This is a genomic window from Kribbella sp. NBC_00662 (assembly GCF_041430295.1).
In the GTDB taxonomy this organism is placed as follows: Bacteria; Actinomycetota; Actinomycetes; order Propionibacteriales; family Kribbellaceae; genus Kribbella.
Window position 1 is genome coordinate 6,840,019 of record NZ_CP109029.1, and the last position, 17,358, is coordinate 6,857,376.

Consider the following 17,358-nt stretch of genomic DNA (forward strand, 5'->3'; position numbering starts at 1 on the left):
CTGGAGAGACGTGTTCGTAGCCGAGGGGGGACCCGTGAGTCAGCCTGACACGCAAGCCGAATACCCCGATCAGATCGATGCCGCGGTTCTGAAGATCGCGGGCGTTGTGGTGCTCGGGGCAATCATGTCGATCCTCGACATCACCGTGGTGAACGTCGCGCTGCCGACGTTCCAGGACGAGTTCGGGACGCCGAGCAACCCGATCGCGTACTCCACGGTCGCCTGGACCGTCACGGCCTACACACTCGCGCTCGCGACCGTGATCCCGCTGACCGGGTGGGCCGCCAACCGGTTCGGCACCAAGCGGCTCTACATGAGCGCGATCTTCCTGTTCACCGCCGGGTCCGCGCTGTGTGCGACCGCCACCAGCATCAACATGCTGATCGCGTTCCGGGTCCTGCAGGGGCTGGGCGGCGGCATGCTGATGCCGCTCGGTATGACGATCATGACCCAGGCCGCCGGTCCGCGCCGGATGGGCCGGCTGATGGCGATCCTGGGCGTGCCGATGCTGCTCGGCCCGATCCTCGGACCGATCCTGGGCGGCTGGCTGATCCAGGTGGCGAGCTGGCACTGGATCTTCCTGATCAACGTGCCGCTCGGCGTGATCGCGCTGATCTACGCCCGGTTCGCCCTGGCCAAGGACCACGCGGAGCCGTCGGAGTCGTTCGACTTCGTCGGTGTGCTGCTGATGTCGCCCGGGCTGGCGCTGTTCCTCTTCGGCATCTCCTCGCTGCCCGCCGAGGGCGGTGACTTCGGGGCGCCCCGGGTCTGGGTCTCGATCCTGATCGGCGTGCTGCTGATGGCCGCCTTCGTCTGGCACTCGTTCCGGCCCGAGCATCCGCTGCTCGACCTCAGGCTGTTCCGCGACCGCAACCTCACCGTCTCGATCATCACGATGTTCCTGTTCGCGGCCGCGTTCTTCGGCGGCCTGCTGCTGGTCCCGACGTACTTCCAGCAGATCCGCGGCGAGTCCACGCTGCACGCCGGTCTCCTGGTCGCGCCGCAGGGCATCGGTGCGATGGTGACGATGCCGATCGCCGGACGGCTGGTGGACAAGGTTCCGGTCGGCCGGATCGTGCCGGTCGGGATCGGGTTGATCGTGATCGGCATGTTCGGTCTGACCCAGATCACCGAGACCACGCCGTACGGCATCCTGATCGCGATGCTGTTCGTGATGGGTCTGGGCATGGGCGGCACGATGATGCCGCTGTTCACCACCGCGCTGCGGACCCTGCGCGGCCCCCAGGTCGCGAGGGGCTCGACACTGCTCAACATCACCCAGCAGATCGCCTCGTCCTGCGGTGTCGCGACGATGTCGGTGATCCTGACCAACCAGCTGAACAACTCGCCGATCATCCCCGGCACGCAGAACATTCCCGGACTCGACGATGGGCTCCGCGAGACGCAGGCGGCGATCCTGTCCAACACACGCCCCGAGGGCCTCGCCGCGCTGCACCTGGACCCGGCCGTGATCGCGCGCGGTCTGGCCGACGCCGCCGCGTCCTTCGCACACACCTACTGGGTCGCCTGGGTGCTGGTGGTCATCACGCTGGTGCCGGCGCTGATGCTCCCCCGCAAGCGCGAGGTGATCAACCTGACCGACGAGAAGGCGCCACCGGCGGTCATCGAGTAGGACCAGGGATTTCCACTGGGGCGACGCCGTCGAAGGTCGAGCAACCTTTCATGAGTACACAGACCTCGTGAAAGGGAAGAACATGTCTTCGTCAGCGTCCCCCAGGCCCAGTCGGCGCACGGTGTTGTACGGCGGGCTCGCAGCGGGGCTCGCCGTACCGGCCGTCTCGGCGATGGGCGACCAGGCCAGCGCAGCTCCGGCAGCCCTGTCGTCACAGGCCGGCTCGACCGCGATCCGGCCGTTCCATTTCACCGCCTCGCGCGACCAGCTGAACGACTTGCGCCGCCGCGTCGCCGCGACCCGCTGGCCCGTCGCGGAGCTCGTCGCGGATCGCTCGCAGGGCGTGCAGTTGGCCACGAGCCAGGCGCTGGCGAAGTACTGGAACACCCAGTACGACTGGCGCAAGTTCGAGGCGAAGCTCAACAAGCTGCCGCAGTACACCACCGAGATCGACGGCCTCGACGTCCACTTCATCCACGTCCGTTCCCGGCACGCGAACGCCATGCCGCTGATCATGACCCACGGCTGGCCCGGCTCGGTCGTCGAACTGCTCGAGACGATCGGCCCGCTCACCGACCCGACCGCACACGGCGGTAGCGCGGCCGACGCGTTCCACCTGGTCCTGCCGTCGGTTCCCGGGTTCGGCTTCTCCGCTCAGCCGACCGAGACCGGCTGGGACACCGCCCGGACCGCTCGGGCATGGGACGAGCTCATGCACCGCCTCGGCTACCAGAAGTACGTCGCCCAGGGCGGCGACGTCGGCGCCGCGATCACCGACAACCTGGGCCGTCTCGCACCCGCAGGGCTGCTCGGCATCCACCTGAACCTGCTCGTCCCGGCCCTCGGCGGCGCTCAGTTCCCGGCGACCACCCCGGAGGAGATCGCCGCGTCCCAAGCAGTCGGCGAGTTCGCCCGGACCGGCAACGGCTACATCGTCGAGCAGTCGAACCGTCCCCAGACGATCGGCTACGCACTGCTCGACTCCCCCGTCGCGCTGGCCTCCTGGATGCTCGACCACGACACCGACAGCTATTACAAGATCTCCCGCGCGTTCCGGGGCGGACTGGTCGCCGGCAACCTCACCCGCGACCACATCCTCGACAACGTCACGCTGTACTGGCTCACGGGCACCGGAGTCTCGGCCGCACGCGCCTACTGGGAGAGCGCGATGGCCCGCGCAACTGGCGGGACGCCGGCCCCCGTCACCGTGCCGGTCGCGTTCAGCGCCTTCCCGGGCGAGATCTTCCAGTCGCCGCGCAGCTGGGTCGAGCTGGCCTACCCGACGCTTGCCTACTACAACCAGCCTGCCCGGGGCGGTCACTTCGCCGCCTGGGAAGAGCCACAACTGTTGACCGAGGAGGTTCGCGCGGCGTTCCGATCGCTGCGGTAAGCCGGCGACGGCACCTTCCGGAGATACGGTGAGCGGAGACGGGAGGGGAACCCATGCTGCGGATTCGTTTCACCAGCGCGGATCTGGCGCGCGTCCGGGTGGCGAGCGGTCCGCATCCGTTGTGGGAGTCGGTCCTGAGCATCAACGGCCTGCAGTACCACAACCTCCCCGCCCGCTACTGGGCCTGGCGAAGCGCCGTGAGTGAGCATCCGGACATCCTGCGCGCCGCGTACTCCGTCGTCCCGGCGTCCGGGAACTTCGCCGACTTCCTGACGCCGCCCATGCAGTCAGGGACGACGAGCGTCGAGGAGCAGCTCGACGCGATCCGGCGGGTGCCGCGGGCCGTCGTCCGCGACGACCTGGCCCGCACCTACCCGGCCGCCGTACAGACGCCACGGTGGGCCGAGCGCGCGCACGACAGCGGTCGCCTCGACCCCGTCGTTCGGACCCTCGAGCGATACCACCACACCGCGGTACGCCCGGTCTGGAGCGCGGTCCGGACCGGGGTCGAGCAGGCCCGGCAACGACTCACGGCGCTGCTGCTGAACGCCGGGGTCGAGGGGATGCTGAGCCGTCTGCACCCCTCGATCCGCTGGCGTGATCCTGTCCTCGAGGCCGATTACGTCACCGACCAGACGCTGGACCTCGACGGTCGCGGGCTGCTCGTCGTCCCGTCGTACTTCTGCTTCGGTGCGCCGGTGACGTTCATCGACGGCGATCTGCCGCCGACCCTCGTGCTGCCGATCCAACCGGACGACGTGCCGGTCGACGAGAGGATCGCCGACCTCGACGTACTCGTCCGGCTGCTCGGACCGACCCGGGCGAAACTGCTGGCCGGCCTGGAGCTCGCCGCATCGACCAGCGAACTCGCCCACCGCCTCGGCGTCTCGCCGGGCTCGATCAGCCAGCATGCCAAGGTCCTCCGGGAGAGCAGCCTGATCACCACGACCCGCTTCGGCCACTCGGTCGACCACACCCTCACTCCCCTGGGCCGCGCCGTACTGCGAGGGCTCTAGCTCGCTCGCACCATGGATGCTGCGGCGCCGCGTCCCGATCGACGTCGGCCCGATCTGGGACTCCTGAGGTGCGCGATGTTCTAGGCTGGCGCGATCATGGGGTCGACGATGCCGGATGCCGGGGACCAGACCCGGTTGCGGCAGCTCAACGAGCGGGCCGTACTCGCGGCCGTGCGCGCTGCCGGTGACGTGCGGGTCGCGCAGATCGTGGAGCAGAGCGGACTCGGCCGGACCGCGGTCGAAGAGGTGCTTTCGAGTCTGGTCAGCCGACGCTGGTTGGTCGAGGAGAGCCCGGCGATCCGGGGCCGCGGCCGGCCGGCGCGCAGCTACCGGTTCCGCGCCGAGGCCGGGTACGTCGTCGGGCTCGACATCGGGGCGTTCTCCGTCCGTGGGGTGCTGACCGACCTCGAGGGGCGGACGCTGGCGACCAGGCGGCAATCCGTGACTCCGGAGACGCCCCGGCTCGAACGACTCGCCGCGGCCGACGAGGTCGTAGCCGCCTGCGCGCGCGAGGCCGATGCGGAGGTCTGGGCCATCGGCGTCGGCACCACCGGGCTGGTCGATGCCGCCGGCACCGTCGTGCGGGCGAACGCGATCCCCGACTGGGCCGGGACCGACCTCGCGGAGTACTTCGGACGGTCGGCACCGCTCGTGGTGGTGGACAACGACAGCCAGCTCGCCGCCCTCGCCGAACAACGCCAGGGCGCCACGGACATGGTGTTCCTGCACGCCGGCCGGCGTACCGGGCTGGCGTTGGTGCTCGACGGGCGGTTGCGGCGCGGTGCGTACGGCGCGGCGGCGGACATGTCAGCGCTCCGCGGGGTCGCCTGGGAGGTGGCGCTCGAGCATCTCCACGCCGTCGTACCGGCGGAGATTCCGGAGATGGACAAGGCCGAGCGGGCTTTCGCTGCTGCGCGGGACGGCGATCGGGCCGCGGTGAACGCCGTCCGGAAGTATGCACGGGCGATGGCGGTCGCCGCCGCGACGGCCATCTCGATCGTCGATCCACAGCTGCTGGTGCTGGGCGGCACGTTCTCACAGTCGGCCGACGTACTGATGGAACCGCTCGCCGCCGAACTGGACCGGCTCTGCCCGCGCGTACCGGAACTGCGGGCTTCTTCCCTGGGCGCTCTCTGCGTCGCGCTCGGCGCCTGCTCGCTCGCTCTCGATGCCCTGGACGAGCGACTGCTCGCCCGCTCGCGCGGCCCGCTGCCGACGCTCGCAGCCGGCAGTCTGCACGCCCCCACCCGCTGACTCGCGTTCGCCGATTGTTCAGTCAGGCGTTGACGCCTGCCCGCTCCGAGGTTATTAATGTCGGAAAGAGGCAATAAACAGGCTGCACTGCGCAGGAACGCACATCCCTCCCCCAGGAAGTAGGTTCGCAGTGAACAGACGGATCCGCCGCCGGACGTTCCTCACCACCACCGGGGCGATCGCCACCGCCGCAGCGGTCGGCGATGTCGCCTTCGCCAGCCCGGACGCACTCGACGACGCCGCGACCTCCGGGTACGTCGACGTCCAACTGCTCAACATCACCGATCTGCACGGATATCTGCAGCCCACCACTCCCGGCCAGGGCAGCGTGATCACCGGCGCGGGCGGTGTCCAGGTGACCGTCGGCGGCGTCGGGTACATGGCGACGCATCTCAAGCAGCTGCGCGAGGGCCGGCGGAACTCGATCTTCTTCTCGTCCGGCGACAACTTCTCCGGCTGGCCGTTCGAGGTCGACGCGCACGCGAACGAGCCGACCGTCGAGGCGCTCAACGCGCTCGGGCTGCAGTTCAGCACGGTCGGCAACCACGAGCTGGACCACTCGGCCAGCTTCCTCGTCGACCACATGGAGCACGGTGCGCCGTACCCGGTGAACGGCCGCGACGACAACTTCGTCGACTCGACCGGTCATCGCTTCCGCGGCGCGAGCTTCCGCTTCTACACGGCGAACATCGTGCACGCGGACTCCGGCCGGACGATCGTCCCGCCGTACAACATCGAGTGGGTCGACGCGGGACACGGCCGCAAGCTGCCGATCGCGTTCATCCACCTGACCGTGATGGACACCCCGACCGGATCCACGTCGTACCAGCCCGAACTGCGCTCGCTGTCCGACGTCGAGCAGGCGAACAAGCTCGCGGCGCAGCTGAAGAAGCGCGGTATCAACGCGATCGTGATCAACATCCACGACGGCGGGGTCGCCGGCAACGACTACAACGCGGGCACGAACCCGTCCGGGCCGGTGTTCCAGCTCGCCGCGCAGGCCTCGCCCGACATCGCCGCGATCGTCACCGGGCACTGGCACTGCCGGTTCAACATGATGGTTCCGGACCCGAACGGCGTACCGCGTCCGGTCGTCGAGGCCGGCAACCACGGGTCGTTGATCAACGAGATCAACCTCAAGCTCGATCCGCGGACCGGCGCGGTGATCCGTGAGCTCACCACCTCGACCAACCACGCCAACACCCGCGACGTACCGGTCGACGAAGAGCTCCAGTACATCGCGGACTACTGGACCGCGAAGGGCGCGAAGCGGTTCGCCACGCCGCTGGCGAAGGTCACCGGCGACTTCACGCGTACGCCGAACGCGTCGGGCGAGTCGACCATGGGCAACCTGGCCGCGGACTTCGCCTACTGGGACGCGAACCAGCACCGCGGCGGTCGGGCCGACCTCGCGCTGATCTCGGTCAAGCCGGTGTCCGGTTCGAACGCACTGACCGGTGATCTTTTGTTTGCCAAGGGCACCAACCCGGCCGATGCCGACGGCACCGTTCTGTTCGGCGAGGCGTGGAACGCCTTCGGTTACGGCAATCCGGTGCTGACCGTGACGCTGCCCGGCACGCAACTACACGCGGCGTTCGAGGCGCAGTGGGTGGGGCAGGCCAACGGAACCGAGAAGTTCGCGCCGTTCGCGGTCTCGCACAACGTGAGCTACACCTACGACACGTCGAAACCGATCGGCCAGCGCGTGGACCCCGCGGCCGTGCGCATCGACGGCAAACCCCTCGATCTGACCCGCGACTACCGCGTCGCCGCCCTCGCCTACACACTGATCGGCGGTGACGGCACCCAGGTCTTCACCGGGTTCACCGACCCGTTCCGCAACGACCGCGACCACGAGGGCTTCATCGCCTACCTGCGCGCCAACCCGGTCCTGACCCCGTCCATCCTCGGCCGGGCCCGTCCGGTGAGTTGATCCCGGAGTGGTCTTGTCCGGTTAGCGGTCAAGTCGGCGGAAATCGGTACTCGACGGTCCGTAGGGTCCTAGGGTGGATGTGTTCGCCTGGCGGTATACCCCACAATCCGGGCTGACAGACCGATCGTGCAGACCGCGCGACCCTCATCCCCGAGACGTGCAGGTGCCCCCGTCGGTCAGAGTCCACGCCCGAGCCGCCAGGCGAGCCCTCCTGCGCTTCGGGCCTTTCTGAAACGGCAGGGCCTTCAGCGCCGCTGGGCCTTCAGAACATTGGCGGGCGGCGACCAATCCGGTGGATTCGTCGCCGCCCGGGCACTCTGAGGGCGTTTAGAGCGAGTGGAGCTTGTGGAACGGTGCGGGGACCCGGAGGAGCCGGCCCTTGCCGAGGTCGACCACTACCGCGTCGGTTCCCTCGACAATGGTGATCCGGCCGATGCCCTCCTTGTCGTGGGACACCCGGTCGCCGACCTCGAACGTCTCTATCGGGGCGGGCACCCGGCGCTGGAACGGACTCGTGGACAGGTGACGACGCGTCGTCGCGCGTGAGGACTCCATAGCACCTCCAGTATGTGCCCATCCCGGCCGTTCCGCGCACCGAGGGCCCATTCTTTACCGCAGCATGAACCCTGCCGACGCCCCGGCCGCCTAGAGGAAGGCCGACAACAGCAACGTCATGGCGAGGCCGATCACCGAGATCAGGGTCTCCATCACCGACCAGGTCTTGATGGTCTCGCCGACGGTCATGCCGAAGTACTCCTTGACCAACCAGAAGCCGGCGTCGTTGACATGCGAGAAGAACAGCGAGCCGGCGCCGATGGCGAGCACGATGAGGGCGATGTGGGTGGAGCTCTCGCCGCCGGCCAGCGGCGCGACGATGCCCGCCGCCGTCACGGTCGCAACCGTCGCCGAACCGGTGGCGAGCCGGATCAGTACTGCGACGATCCAGCCGAGCAGCAGCGCGGACAGGTTCGCGGCGATCGCGATCTTGGCGATCGCCGTACCCGTCCCGCCGTCGACCAGGACCTGCTTGAACCCACCGCCGGCGCCGACGATCAGCATCACCCCGGCGATCGGCATCAGGCTCGTGCCGATCTTCTTGCTCAGTACGGGCATGCCGAAGCCGATCGCGGTACCGAAGGTGTACATCGCCAGCAGCACGGCGAACAGCAGCGCGACCACCGGGTCACCGATGAACTGCAGCACCGGATAGAGCGCATTGTCCTTGCTCATCCACACGTCCGACGCAGCCTTCAGCAGCATCAGTACGACGGGGCTCAGCACGGTCACGATCGTCCAGGTGAAGCTCGGCGTCCTCGTCCGCTGGGCCTGCTCGGTCGCGACCTCGACTCCGCCGTGCCCCGGTGACGCGCCGCCCGACTCACCGTCGTGTGCACCACCGGACACCTCCAGCGCGGCACCGGCCGCCCCGATCGGCACCCACCGAGCAGCCACCTTGCCGAACAGCGGTCCCGCGATCACGACGGCCGGGATCGCCACCAGCAGACCCAGCGCCAGCGTGATGCCCACGTTCCCGTTCAGTACGCCGATCGCTGCCAGCGGCCCCGGGTGCGGCGGGATGAACCCGTGCAGCACCGACAGGCCCGCGAGCGCCGGGATGCCGAGCAGCATCGCCCGCGCCCCGGTCCGCCGGATCGCCAGCACGACCACCGGAACCAGCAGCACCAGACCGATCTCGAAGAACATCGGGATGCCGATGATCGCGGCGATCAGCGCCATCTTCCACGGGAGCACGGACTGTTTGCCGCGGAGCAGCGTGTCGACGACCTGATCGGCGCCGCCGGAGTCCGCCAGCAACTTCCCGACCATGGCGCCGAGTGCGATCAGCACACCGACGTACCCGAGGACGCTGCCGACGCCGTTCTCGTACGACTTGGTGACGCCACCGGCGTCGATCCCGGACCCGAGGCCGACGAACAGGGCACCGATCGTGAGCGCGAGGAACGCATGCACCTTCCACACGACGATCAGCGCGACGATGATGCCGATGCCGATCACGGCGACGACCAGGACCCGGGTGTCGTGCCCGTTCCACGGCGCGTTCACATCGGCGTCTGCCGCCAGAGGTATCGCTTCGGTGAGACCCACAGCTTCACGCTCCTCGAGACCGCCCGACCCCCACCCCGCAGTCTCCCACCGGGCCTTCGCCGAAACCCCTCAACGGCGCGCCGCCCACTCAGCGGAACAGATCGAGGCCCTTGCCGATGAGAACGGTCGACAGGACCGCCAGCAGGACGACGGTGAGCGTGTTCAGGTTGGCAAGCAACCATGCCTCGACCGACCTCAGGCCGCGCGCCGAACGGTCCGGTCCGACGACTACGACGGCCAGCAGCGGACCGAGCACCGTCAACGACGCCGCGACGACGAAGATCGCCGCGGCGGCAGTCAACTCGACCGACGAGAGACCGGCGCCGCCCAGCAGGCTCCCGGCGCTCAGGACCAGCGGAAGGTTCTTCACGTTGGCCAGTGCCGCCGCGGCCCCGGCGACCACGAGCCCTGGCGCGGACAGGGTCGCCATCCGATCGACGATCGCCGGCCGCGGCGGAGTCGTCCCGGGCTCCGGACGCTTCCGCCAGTAGCGGACGGCAAGGACGCCGAACAGTACGCCGATCGCCAGTTGTACGACGTCGACTCCGTCACGTGCGGACTCCTCGTGCCCTTCCGCGACCGTGTCCGTGAGCCACGCGACCAGCCCGACAGCGATCGACAGGGCCCCGACCCATCCGACCGCGAAGCACAGCCCGGCGCGGACCGGCCGGTCGGACAGCAGCACGAGCACGATGCAGATCATCGGCACCGGACTCAGCGCAATCGCCATCGCCTGCGGCAGGACCGCACCGACAACGGGCCACACGTGCTCAGCACCCGTTCGCCGGCGGCGGGACCTGCAGGACTTCGACGATGCTGATCCCGAGCATGTCGAGATGGTTCAGGATGCCGGCCAACGCCGCCTGGTCGTCGAGGTACCCGTGGAGAACGGTCTGCGGCGGCTCGGTATCAGCGGTCATCGACGGGAACGCGTCGGTCAGGTCGCGTGACAAGGTTCCCTTCACCCGGATGACGTAGTGGCCCATAGGACGCCCCTTTCACGGCCGTCACTGCGACTGTGCGGCTCACGTGCGCAACTCGGCTCCCCCGGATCGGGGGATGGTGGTTGTTCGCACGGTCAGCAGGCTGAGTGCTGTGGCCGAGTCTTCTCCACCGGCGGTGCCGACCCCTCGAGCTGCTCGGCGGAAGATCCCGAAGCCGGTGGTGCAGCTCGCCCGGCTCGTCGTCATCGTCGTGGTCGCCTGGCTCCTGCTGCGGTTGCTGCGCGGTGTCGACTGGGGCGAGGTCGGCCACGCCCTCACCCATCTGAGTCTGTGGCAGATCGCGGTCCTGCTGGTCGTGATCCTGATCCGCCGTTCGATCCTGGCCGCTCCGCTCGCGCTGCTGATCGCCGGTCTCAGCTACCTGCGGGCGATGATCAGCGATGTGGCGGCCGCCGCCGTCGCCACGATCGCGCCCTCCCCCGGCGACGTCGTACTGCGACTCGCGATGCTGCGCTCCTGGGGTATCGACAACACCGACGCCGCATCGGGCCTCACGCTGAGTACGACGCTGTTCTACATCGCCCGCCTCGCCGCACCCTTGTTGGGCTTCGTGATCTTCTGGGCGGCAGGGGACTTCTACGCCCCGTTCGCCTGGGCGGGCCTGGGTTTCGGCGCGGCAGCCGTCGTACTGCTGGTCGGACTGCTCTATGCGCTGCGGGCCGAGCGTACGGCGGCCACGATCGGGCGCCTGCTCGGGAGACTGATCCAGCGCGTGCGGCCCTCCAGCGCGGGCCCTGCTGTGTGGGAGGAGCGACTCGTCTCGTTCCAGTCGCACAGCGCGGGGCGGATGCAGCAGCACGGAGGGCTCGCGATGCTGAGCCAGCTGCTTCTGATCGGTGTCGAGGCGGGTGTCCTCGTTCTGTGCCTGGGGTTCGTCGGGGTCACGCTGGACAGTTCGACCGTGCTGATCATGTTCTGCAGCTTCATGGTCGTCTATCCGCTGACCGGGCTGCCCCTGATGGGCGCCGGGGTCATGGACGCGACCTATGCGGCATTCGTGTCCAACCACAGTTCCGTCGAGGCCACCGACCTCGTGGCCGGACTGCTGGTCTGGCGGGTTGCTGTGCAGCTCCTGCCGGTTGTCGTCGGGCTGTTGACGATCGTGGTGTGGCGGCGGTTCACCTGGAACGGGTGACCCGACCAGGAACCGTGGACGCACACCCTGGTCGCATGACGGTGCGCTGGAGACGACCGCTGCTGCTCGCCCTTGCCAGCGTGCTGTTCGCCGGACTGTTCATCGCCGCATCGCAGCCGGCCACCGCGGCCTCGCCCGACGACGCGGCCGCACAGACACTTGCTGACCGCTACTCCCCCGTCGTCCGGTTGCAGAAGCTCGGTACGCGCTGCGACGAGGGCGAGCAGTTCCAACCCACCGACGTCAACGCAGTACTGGGTGATCAGCAGGTCGCCCTGCGCGGCCCGTGGCGGCCGCCGGATCTCGTGAAGACCCAGCCGGAAGGCACGGACCTCCGCCGCGGGTACCCGGGCCACTTCCTCGACTTCCCCGGCGATCCGCTGCGTCCCGGCTGCGACTACGCCGAGTGGTCCGCACGGATCAACAGCACGCATCCGGCGACCGTCTACGCCCACGTGACCGGCGACCCGGCGTACCCCGGCAAGCTGTCCTTGGAGTATTGGTTCTTCTACATCTTCAACGACTACAACAACACGCACGAAGGCGACTGGGAGTCCGTTCAGCTCGTCTTCGACGCCGCGACGCCGGAAGCCGCGCTGGCCACGACCCCGACGGCTGTCGGGTTCAGCCAGCACGGCGGCGCCGAGCGGGCGCGGTGGGGCGACGCCAAGCTCGAGATCGTCGACGGCACGCATCCGGTCGTCTATCCGGCGGCCGGTTCGCACGCCAACAAGTACGGCCAGCGGTTGTACCTCGGGCGCGGCTCGGAAGGTCTCGGCTGCGATGACACGACCAGGCCCGCGACCGAGCTCAGACCCCAGGTCGCCTACGTGCCGATGGCGACCGCGGACTACCTGAAGGAATATCCCTGGCTGGCCTTCGAGGGTCGCTGGGGCGAGCGGCAGCGGTCGTTCTTCGACGGGCCGACGGGTCCCAACGAGAAGGCCTCCTGGGTACGGCCGATCCAGGACGCCGAGGCGACCTGGCGCGACGACAGCACGGTCGTACCCGCCGGCAAGGTGCTCGGCCCGAGCGGCACAGGCGTCTTCTGCAGGGCGGTCGGCACCGGATCGAACCTGCTCCGCGAAACCCTCGACCGGATCTGGCTGCTCGGCCTGATCCTGGCCGCGCTGATCACCCTGATCTGGTTCGCCGCGAGCCGGACCCGCTGGACCGATGCCGCACCGGTGCCGGCGCGGAGGCGGCGCGCGTGGGGGCAGACGGTGGCGTCCGCGCTCCAGCTGTTCCGACAACGCCCCGGGCTGTTCGGGGTGTTCGCCGCGGTCTTCGTCGTACTCGGTGTGGCGACCCTCGTGCTGGCGGACCTTCAGGCGGCCCGGCGCGATTCGCCGGCCGACCTGGGCGCGCCGACCGAGAACGCGACCGGCTTCTGGGCCTCCCTGGTCGCGCTCGCGATCACGATCCTCACCGCCGCGACGTACGTCGCACTCCTGGCCGTTGTCACCTCGACCCTCGACCGGCTGGACCGGGGCGAGCCGGTGACCGCCGTACTCACCTGGCGTGACGTCAGAGCGCACGCACGGCCACTGGCCGCGGTCGCAGTGCGGTACTTCGTGGTCATCGCCGTACTGACGATCATCGTCGCGACGATCCCGCTGGCCATCTACTACGCGGCCAGCCGGGCGTTCGCCATACCGGCCGTGATGGCCGAGCAGGTCTCCTCGAGTGCGGCGTTCAGACGCAGCCGGCTCCTGGTCAAGGGGCGATGGTGGCGAACCGCTGGACCGCTCGCGATCATCGTCGGACTCGGCCTGTCGGTCGGACCGATCGCCGGGATCATCCTCCTGCTCGCGACCGACTGGCCGCCCACGCTGATCAACCTCGTGTCGTCGCTGCTGTTCGCGCTGGCCATGCCGCTGGTCGCGGCCGCTGTCGTCTACCTGTACTTCGACCGATCGGTCACCCACCGCGAGTCGCCCGGATCGGGTGACCTCCCGGATCCAGACCGTACCTATTCTCGGCACGGGAGGTAGGCATGTCCGAGGCCGAGGGCGGATCGCAACAGCCCGCGGAGACGCGCGGCCCGAACCGCCTGCTGATCACCGCCATCGCGGAGGGCGTCATCGTCGCCGCGCTGGTCGCGACGCTGATCATCGTCAGCATCCGCCGCAGCGGCGACACCGCGACCGCGTCACCGGCGAGCGGCCAATCCAGTACGGCGATGTGCGCGGCGATCCCGGTCGCGAACCAGGTCCTGCCCTCGGTCGTCACGATCTCGGCGAGCGGCAGCGGCGCGGCCGGCACGGGTTCGGGTCAGGTGTTCCGGGACGGCGGCTACATCCTCACCAACGACCACGTCATCTCGTCGGCGGCCGGAGGCGGATCCGTCACCGTGCAGTACAGCGACGGTCACAGCTCCGCGGCGACCATCGTCGGACGCGATCCGAGCACCGATCTCGCCGTACTGAAGGCAGCCGACGAGGCGAAGGGCTATCCGGTGATCGCGGTCGGATCGTCGGCCGATCTGCAGGTCGGCCAGCCGGTCGTCGCGCTCGGCGCTCCGCTCGGTCTCGCGAGCACGGTGACGTCGGGGATCGTCAGCGCGCTCGATCGGTACGTGCCGGTGCCGGGCGACTCGGTGACGCACCACTTGATCGGGGCGATCCAGACCGACGCGGCCATCAACCCGGGTAACAGCGGCGGGGCGCTGGTCGACTGTGCCGGGAATCTTGTCGGCGTGAACGCTGCGATCGCGACCGTGCCGAACGCGTCCGGTGTGAGTGGCGGCGGCAGTGTCGGGCTCGGTTTCGCGATCCCGATCGATCTCGCGAATCCGATCGCGGACCAACTGATCAAGACCGGCAAGCCGGGGCACCCGACGACCGGGTTGCAGGTTCAGGAGATCCCGCCGGCGCTCGCGCAGGCATCGGGTTCGCCGAGCGGTCTGTTCGTTCTCGCGGCGACCGGGCCGGGTGCGGAGGCCGGTCTGAAGGCCGGCGACGTGATCACCAAGGTCGACGGTCAGCAGGCCGTCAGCGCCGAGCAGATCGTGGTCGCCACGCTGACGCGGAAGGTCGGCGACAAGATCGAGCTGACCTACGTACGCGCAGGCACCTCAGCCACCGCGACTCTTACGCTCGCCGCCCCGTAAACGGCTCAGCAGGTTGCGAGGCGAGCAGATCAAGACCGAGCTGCCGAGCCAGGAACTGTGCGGCCAGCTGACCCTGCACGCTGTTGCCCGCCCGATCCAGCCGCGGCCCGAAGGTCCCCAACGCCCCCTTGCCGGGCGAGACCGTCACGATGCCTCCACCGATCCCGCTCTTCCCCGGTACGCCGACATCGAGCAGCCAGTCACCGGACGTCTCGTAAAGCCCCGCGATCGCCATCACCACCAGCGTCACCCGAGCGACATCCGCGTCAACCACCCGCTCCTGCGTCAGCGGACAGACCCCACCATCAGCCAACGTCGCCCCCATCACCGCCAGGTCCGTCGCCGCAACGCTCAAGCAACTCTGCCGGGTGTAGAGCTCGGTCGCCTCGCCGGCATCACCCGCCAGCCCGCCCACACTCTTCAGGAGGGCCGCCAGCGCACGGTTGCGGTGGTTCGTTGCCAGCGCCGACTCCAACACCTCCTGATCGAGCTCGAGCGTCCGGCCCGCGAACCGCGACAGACCGTCGACGACGAACCGCCAGCGATGCTCCAGCGAACTGCCCGGCGTCAGGCTCGTCGTCGCGATCGCGCCCGGATTCACCATCGGGTTGGTCCGCCCGGCGGGCGACTGCTCGACCGCCTGCACGGAGTTGAACGGGAGCCCGGTCGCGTTCACCCCGACCAGCTCACGGATCGCGTCGACGCCCACCGCCTGACACATCAGCGCAAAGACGAACGGCTTCGCGACGCTCATGATCGTGAACGGCCGCCGCGCGTCCCCCGCCTCGAACAACCGCCCGTTCGTGGCAACGACACACACCCCGAACATGTCCGGATCAACCCGGGCCAGCGCCGGATACACCTCCGACACGGTCCCCTCGGTGACATCGCGGTACAGCTCGTAGGTCACCCGCACGAGATCGTCGACGGTCGACGCATCGGGCAGTCCGCCCGTCGAGATGTACCTGCCGTCGGACACGTCAGAACGACCAGACGAGCGGGACGATGATGATTGCCGTCAGCAACCACCACGCCATCACCACCAGGCCGAGCTTCCAGTAGTCCCCGAACCGGTAGCCGGCCGGACTCATGATCATCATGTTCGCGGGCGTCGAGATCGGTGTCAGCAGCGAGGCCGCACCGGCGACCGCGATCAGCATCAGCACCGGCTTGACGTTCGTCCCGGTGCCCTCGGCCGCCGCGACCGCGATCGGCGCCACGATCAGCACCGTCGCGGTATTGCTGACCATCTGACCCAGCGCGGCGGTCACCACGAAGAGCGCCAGCAGCAACAGGTACGGACGGCCCGGGCCGACCGCGTCGATGATCAGGTCGGCGATCCGGTCCGCGCCACCGCTGGACTGGATCGCGCCGGACAACGGGATCAGCGCGCCGATCAGGATGACGATCTGCCACGAGATCGCTCGATAGGCCTGAGCCGGGCCGACCACCCGCGTCAGCACCATCGCCGTCGCCGCCAGCAGTCCCGCCATCGCCGGCGGTACCGCCCCGGTCGCCAGCAGCACCACCATCGCCGCGAGGATCGCGACCGCGATCGATGCCTTCGGCCCCCACGGCACGGCCTGCCGCCGGACCATCTCCGGCGAGTCGACGAGCAAGATGTCCCGGTCCCGGCTGAGCTCGTCGAGCGTCTCCCACGGCCCGTGCACCAGCAGGGCGTCCCCCTCGGCGAGTTGGGTGTGCCGCCTACCACGGTCCTTGCCCATCCGCTGTACGGCGATGATCACCAGGTCATGACCGCGGTGCATCCCCGGGAACACCGTCTCGCCGACGAGCGCCGACCGCGGTGGGATCACCGCCTCGACCACGCCTGAGTCACGGGTCAGCAGATCGTCGACCGGCGTCATGCTGACCGCGAGCCGGTTGTCGACGGCCAGGTCGCCGACCTTCTCCGACGGTCCGGTCACCACCAGCACATCACCGGCGTCGATCGCCGCGTCCGTGCGGTTGTGCCCCTGCCCGTCCTGTACGCCGACGATCGCCACCCCGGGGTACGCCGTGAGGTCGAGCTCACGCACGCTCTGTCCGAGGAACGGCGACAGGTCACGCACCTGCAGGCGGTAGAAGCCGTCCCGCAGGGCGTAGTGCACGTCCAGCGTCTCCGCGTGCACGGCGAGGTCGGCGGCCGGATGCGCGGGCCGGGTGACCGGCAGCAGTTTGGGGCCGAGCAGTACCGAGATCGCGATCGTCCCGATCACCAGAGGTACGCCGACGACCGCGAACGAGAAGAACGGGAACGGGCCGGCGCCGGCGTCGCTCGCGGCCTCCGACACGATGATGTTCACCGGTGTCCCGGTCAGCATCAGCAACGCACCGGCACTGCCCGCGAACGTGAGCGGCATCAGCATCTGCGACGGCGGCTGCCCGATCCGGATCGCGAGCATGACCACCAGCGGAAGCAGCGCGGCGACGGCCCCGTTCAGCGTGATCAGGGCCGACAGCAGCGCGCACAGCGCCGTCACGGCGATCAACAGGCGGGTTCGCGTGGTTCCGGCGTACCGGACGATGGTCTGGCCGGCCCAGGCGGTGACGCCGGTCGAGTCGACGCCCTCGCTCACCACGAACAGCGTGGCGATGAAGATCACCACCGGGTCGCCGAAGCCCGCCAGCACCTCGGTGAAGCCGAGCACGCCCGTCGCCCACAGGGCCAGGGCGACGAGCACCGCGACGACATCGACGGGCAGCCGGTTCCACACGAACAGTACGACGGCGAGCCCGAGGATGATCAGGCTGAGTGTGCCGTCATCCATGTTC

General features: G+C 69.1%; 14 protein-coding genes. 8 read left to right on the plus strand and 6 right to left on the minus strand.

What is annotated here, in order from left to right:
• Window positions 1-34 precede the first annotated feature (34 nt).
• The 5 genes from OHA10_RS33835 (at window position 35) to OHA10_RS33855 (ending at window position 7,226) form a co-directional block, all read left to right on the plus strand.
• Window positions 35-1,633 (plus strand): DHA2 family efflux MFS transporter permease subunit, encoded by a 1,599-nt coding sequence (locus OHA10_RS33835; RefSeq protein WP_371402840.1) that lies wholly within the window; start codon window positions 35-37, stop codon window positions 1,631-1,633.
• Between the two features lie 82 nt (window positions 1,634-1,715).
• Window positions 1,716-3,023, plus strand: coding sequence for an epoxide hydrolase family protein (locus tag OHA10_RS33840; protein ID WP_371402841.1), 1,308 nt, complete (start codon window positions 1,716-1,718; stop codon window positions 3,021-3,023).
• Between the two features lie 53 nt (window positions 3,024-3,076).
• Entirely contained in the window at window positions 3,077-4,039 is a 963-nt protein-coding gene (locus OHA10_RS33845) for a winged helix-turn-helix domain-containing protein (RefSeq protein WP_371402842.1), read from the plus strand.
• 96 nt (window positions 4,040-4,135) lie between these two features.
• The gene (locus tag OHA10_RS33850; RefSeq protein WP_371402843.1) at window positions 4,136-5,293 is read left to right on the plus strand and encodes an ROK family protein; all 1,158 of its coding nucleotides are present in this window, start codon (window positions 4,136-4,138) and stop codon (window positions 5,291-5,293) included.
• 130 nt (window positions 5,294-5,423) lie between these two features.
• Window positions 5,424-7,226: a bifunctional UDP-sugar hydrolase/5'-nucleotidase gene (locus OHA10_RS33855; protein WP_371402844.1), complete on the plus strand. Its 1,803-nt coding sequence runs from the start codon at window positions 5,424-5,426 to the stop codon at window positions 7,224-7,226.
• Window positions 7,227-7,553: 327 nt separating this feature from the next.
• Here the strand turns inward: OHA10_RS33855 and OHA10_RS33860 are convergent, their stop codons facing one another.
• From OHA10_RS33860 to OHA10_RS33875, 4 genes are all read right to left on the minus strand, one after another.
• A complete protein-coding gene (locus tag OHA10_RS33860) occupies window positions 7,554-7,781 on the minus strand; it encodes a hypothetical protein (protein WP_371402845.1) in 228 nt (75 codons plus the stop codon).
• A 90-nt stretch (window positions 7,782-7,871) separates the two neighbouring features.
• On the minus strand, window positions 7,872-9,290 hold the full coding sequence (locus OHA10_RS33865; protein WP_371408020.1) for a gluconate:H+ symporter: 1,419 nt from the start codon (window positions 9,288-9,290) through the stop codon (window positions 7,872-7,874).
• Window positions 9,291-9,420: 130 nt separating this feature from the next.
• Entirely contained in the window at window positions 9,421-10,098 is a 678-nt protein-coding gene (locus OHA10_RS33870; RefSeq protein ID WP_371402846.1) for a GAP family protein, read from the minus strand.
• A 4-nt stretch (window positions 10,099-10,102) separates the two neighbouring features.
• Entirely contained in the window at window positions 10,103-10,318 is a 216-nt protein-coding gene (locus tag OHA10_RS33875; RefSeq protein WP_371402847.1) for a hypothetical protein, read from the minus strand.
• 109 nt (window positions 10,319-10,427) lie between these two features.
• Between OHA10_RS33875 and OHA10_RS33880 the strand changes: the two genes are divergently transcribed.
• Genes OHA10_RS33880 through OHA10_RS33890 form a run of 3 tightly spaced genes read left to right on the plus strand, consistent with a single transcriptional unit; the run spans window position 10,428 to window position 14,583 of the window.
• Complete coding sequence (locus tag OHA10_RS33880; RefSeq protein WP_371402848.1) at window positions 10,428-11,471, plus strand: lysylphosphatidylglycerol synthase domain-containing protein; 1,044 nt, start codon at window positions 10,428-10,430, stop codon at window positions 11,469-11,471.
• A 35-nt stretch (window positions 11,472-11,506) separates the two neighbouring features.
• Window positions 11,507-13,465: a hypothetical protein gene (locus OHA10_RS33885; protein WP_371402849.1), complete on the plus strand. Its 1,959-nt coding sequence runs from the start codon at window positions 11,507-11,509 to the stop codon at window positions 13,463-13,465.
• Window positions 13,466-13,467: 2 nt separating this feature from the next.
• A complete protein-coding gene (locus tag OHA10_RS33890; protein ID WP_371402850.1) occupies window positions 13,468-14,583 on the plus strand; it encodes a S1C family serine protease in 1,116 nt (371 codons plus the stop codon).
• On the opposite strand, the gene glsA is transcribed toward OHA10_RS33890, so the two are convergent.
• Both glsA and OHA10_RS33900 read right to left on the minus strand, forming a co-directional pair.
• On the minus strand, window positions 14,564-15,562 hold the full coding sequence (gene glsA, locus OHA10_RS33895; RefSeq protein ID WP_371402851.1) for a glutaminase A: 999 nt from the start codon (window positions 15,560-15,562) through the stop codon (window positions 14,564-14,566). The two genes, OHA10_RS33890 and glsA, sit on opposite strands and share 20 nt — an antisense overlap.
• Before the next feature lies 1 nt (window position 15,563).
• Window positions 15,564-17,354 carry an SLC13 family permease gene (locus tag OHA10_RS33900; RefSeq protein WP_371402852.1) on the minus strand — a complete coding sequence of 597 codons (1,791 nt, stop codon included), beginning with the start codon at window positions 17,352-17,354 and terminating at the stop codon, window positions 15,564-15,566.
• Window positions 17,355-17,358: the final 4 nt, after the last annotated feature.

Excerpts from the sequence above, each read along its gene's own strand:
- OHA10_RS33840 (WP_371402841.1), top strand. The coding sequence starts at position 1,716 with ATGTCTTCGTCAGCGTCCCCCAGGCCCAGTCGGCGCACGGTGTTGTAC.
- OHA10_RS33845 (WP_371402842.1), top strand. The coding sequence starts at position 3,077 with ATGCTGCGGATTCGTTTCACCAGCGCGGATCTGGCGCGCGTCCGGGTG.
- OHA10_RS33850 (WP_371402843.1), top strand. The coding sequence starts at position 4,136 with ATGGGGTCGACGATGCCGGATGCCGGGGACCAGACCCGGTTGCGGCAG.
- OHA10_RS33860 (WP_371402845.1), bottom strand. The coding sequence starts at position 7,781 with ATGGAGTCCTCACGCGCGACGACGCGTCGTCACCTGTCCACGAGTCCG.
- OHA10_RS33875 (WP_371402847.1), bottom strand. The coding sequence starts at position 10,318 with ATGGGCCACTACGTCATCCGGGTGAAGGGAACCTTGTCACGCGACCTG.
- OHA10_RS33885 (WP_371402849.1), top strand. The coding sequence starts at position 11,507 with ATGACGGTGCGCTGGAGACGACCGCTGCTGCTCGCCCTTGCCAGCGTG.
- OHA10_RS33890 (WP_371402850.1), top strand. The coding sequence starts at position 13,468 with ATGTCCGAGGCCGAGGGCGGATCGCAACAGCCCGCGGAGACGCGCGGC.
- OHA10_RS33900 (WP_371402852.1), bottom strand. The coding sequence starts at position 17,354 with ATGGATGACGGCACACTCAGCCTGATCATCCTCGGGCTCGCCGTCGTA.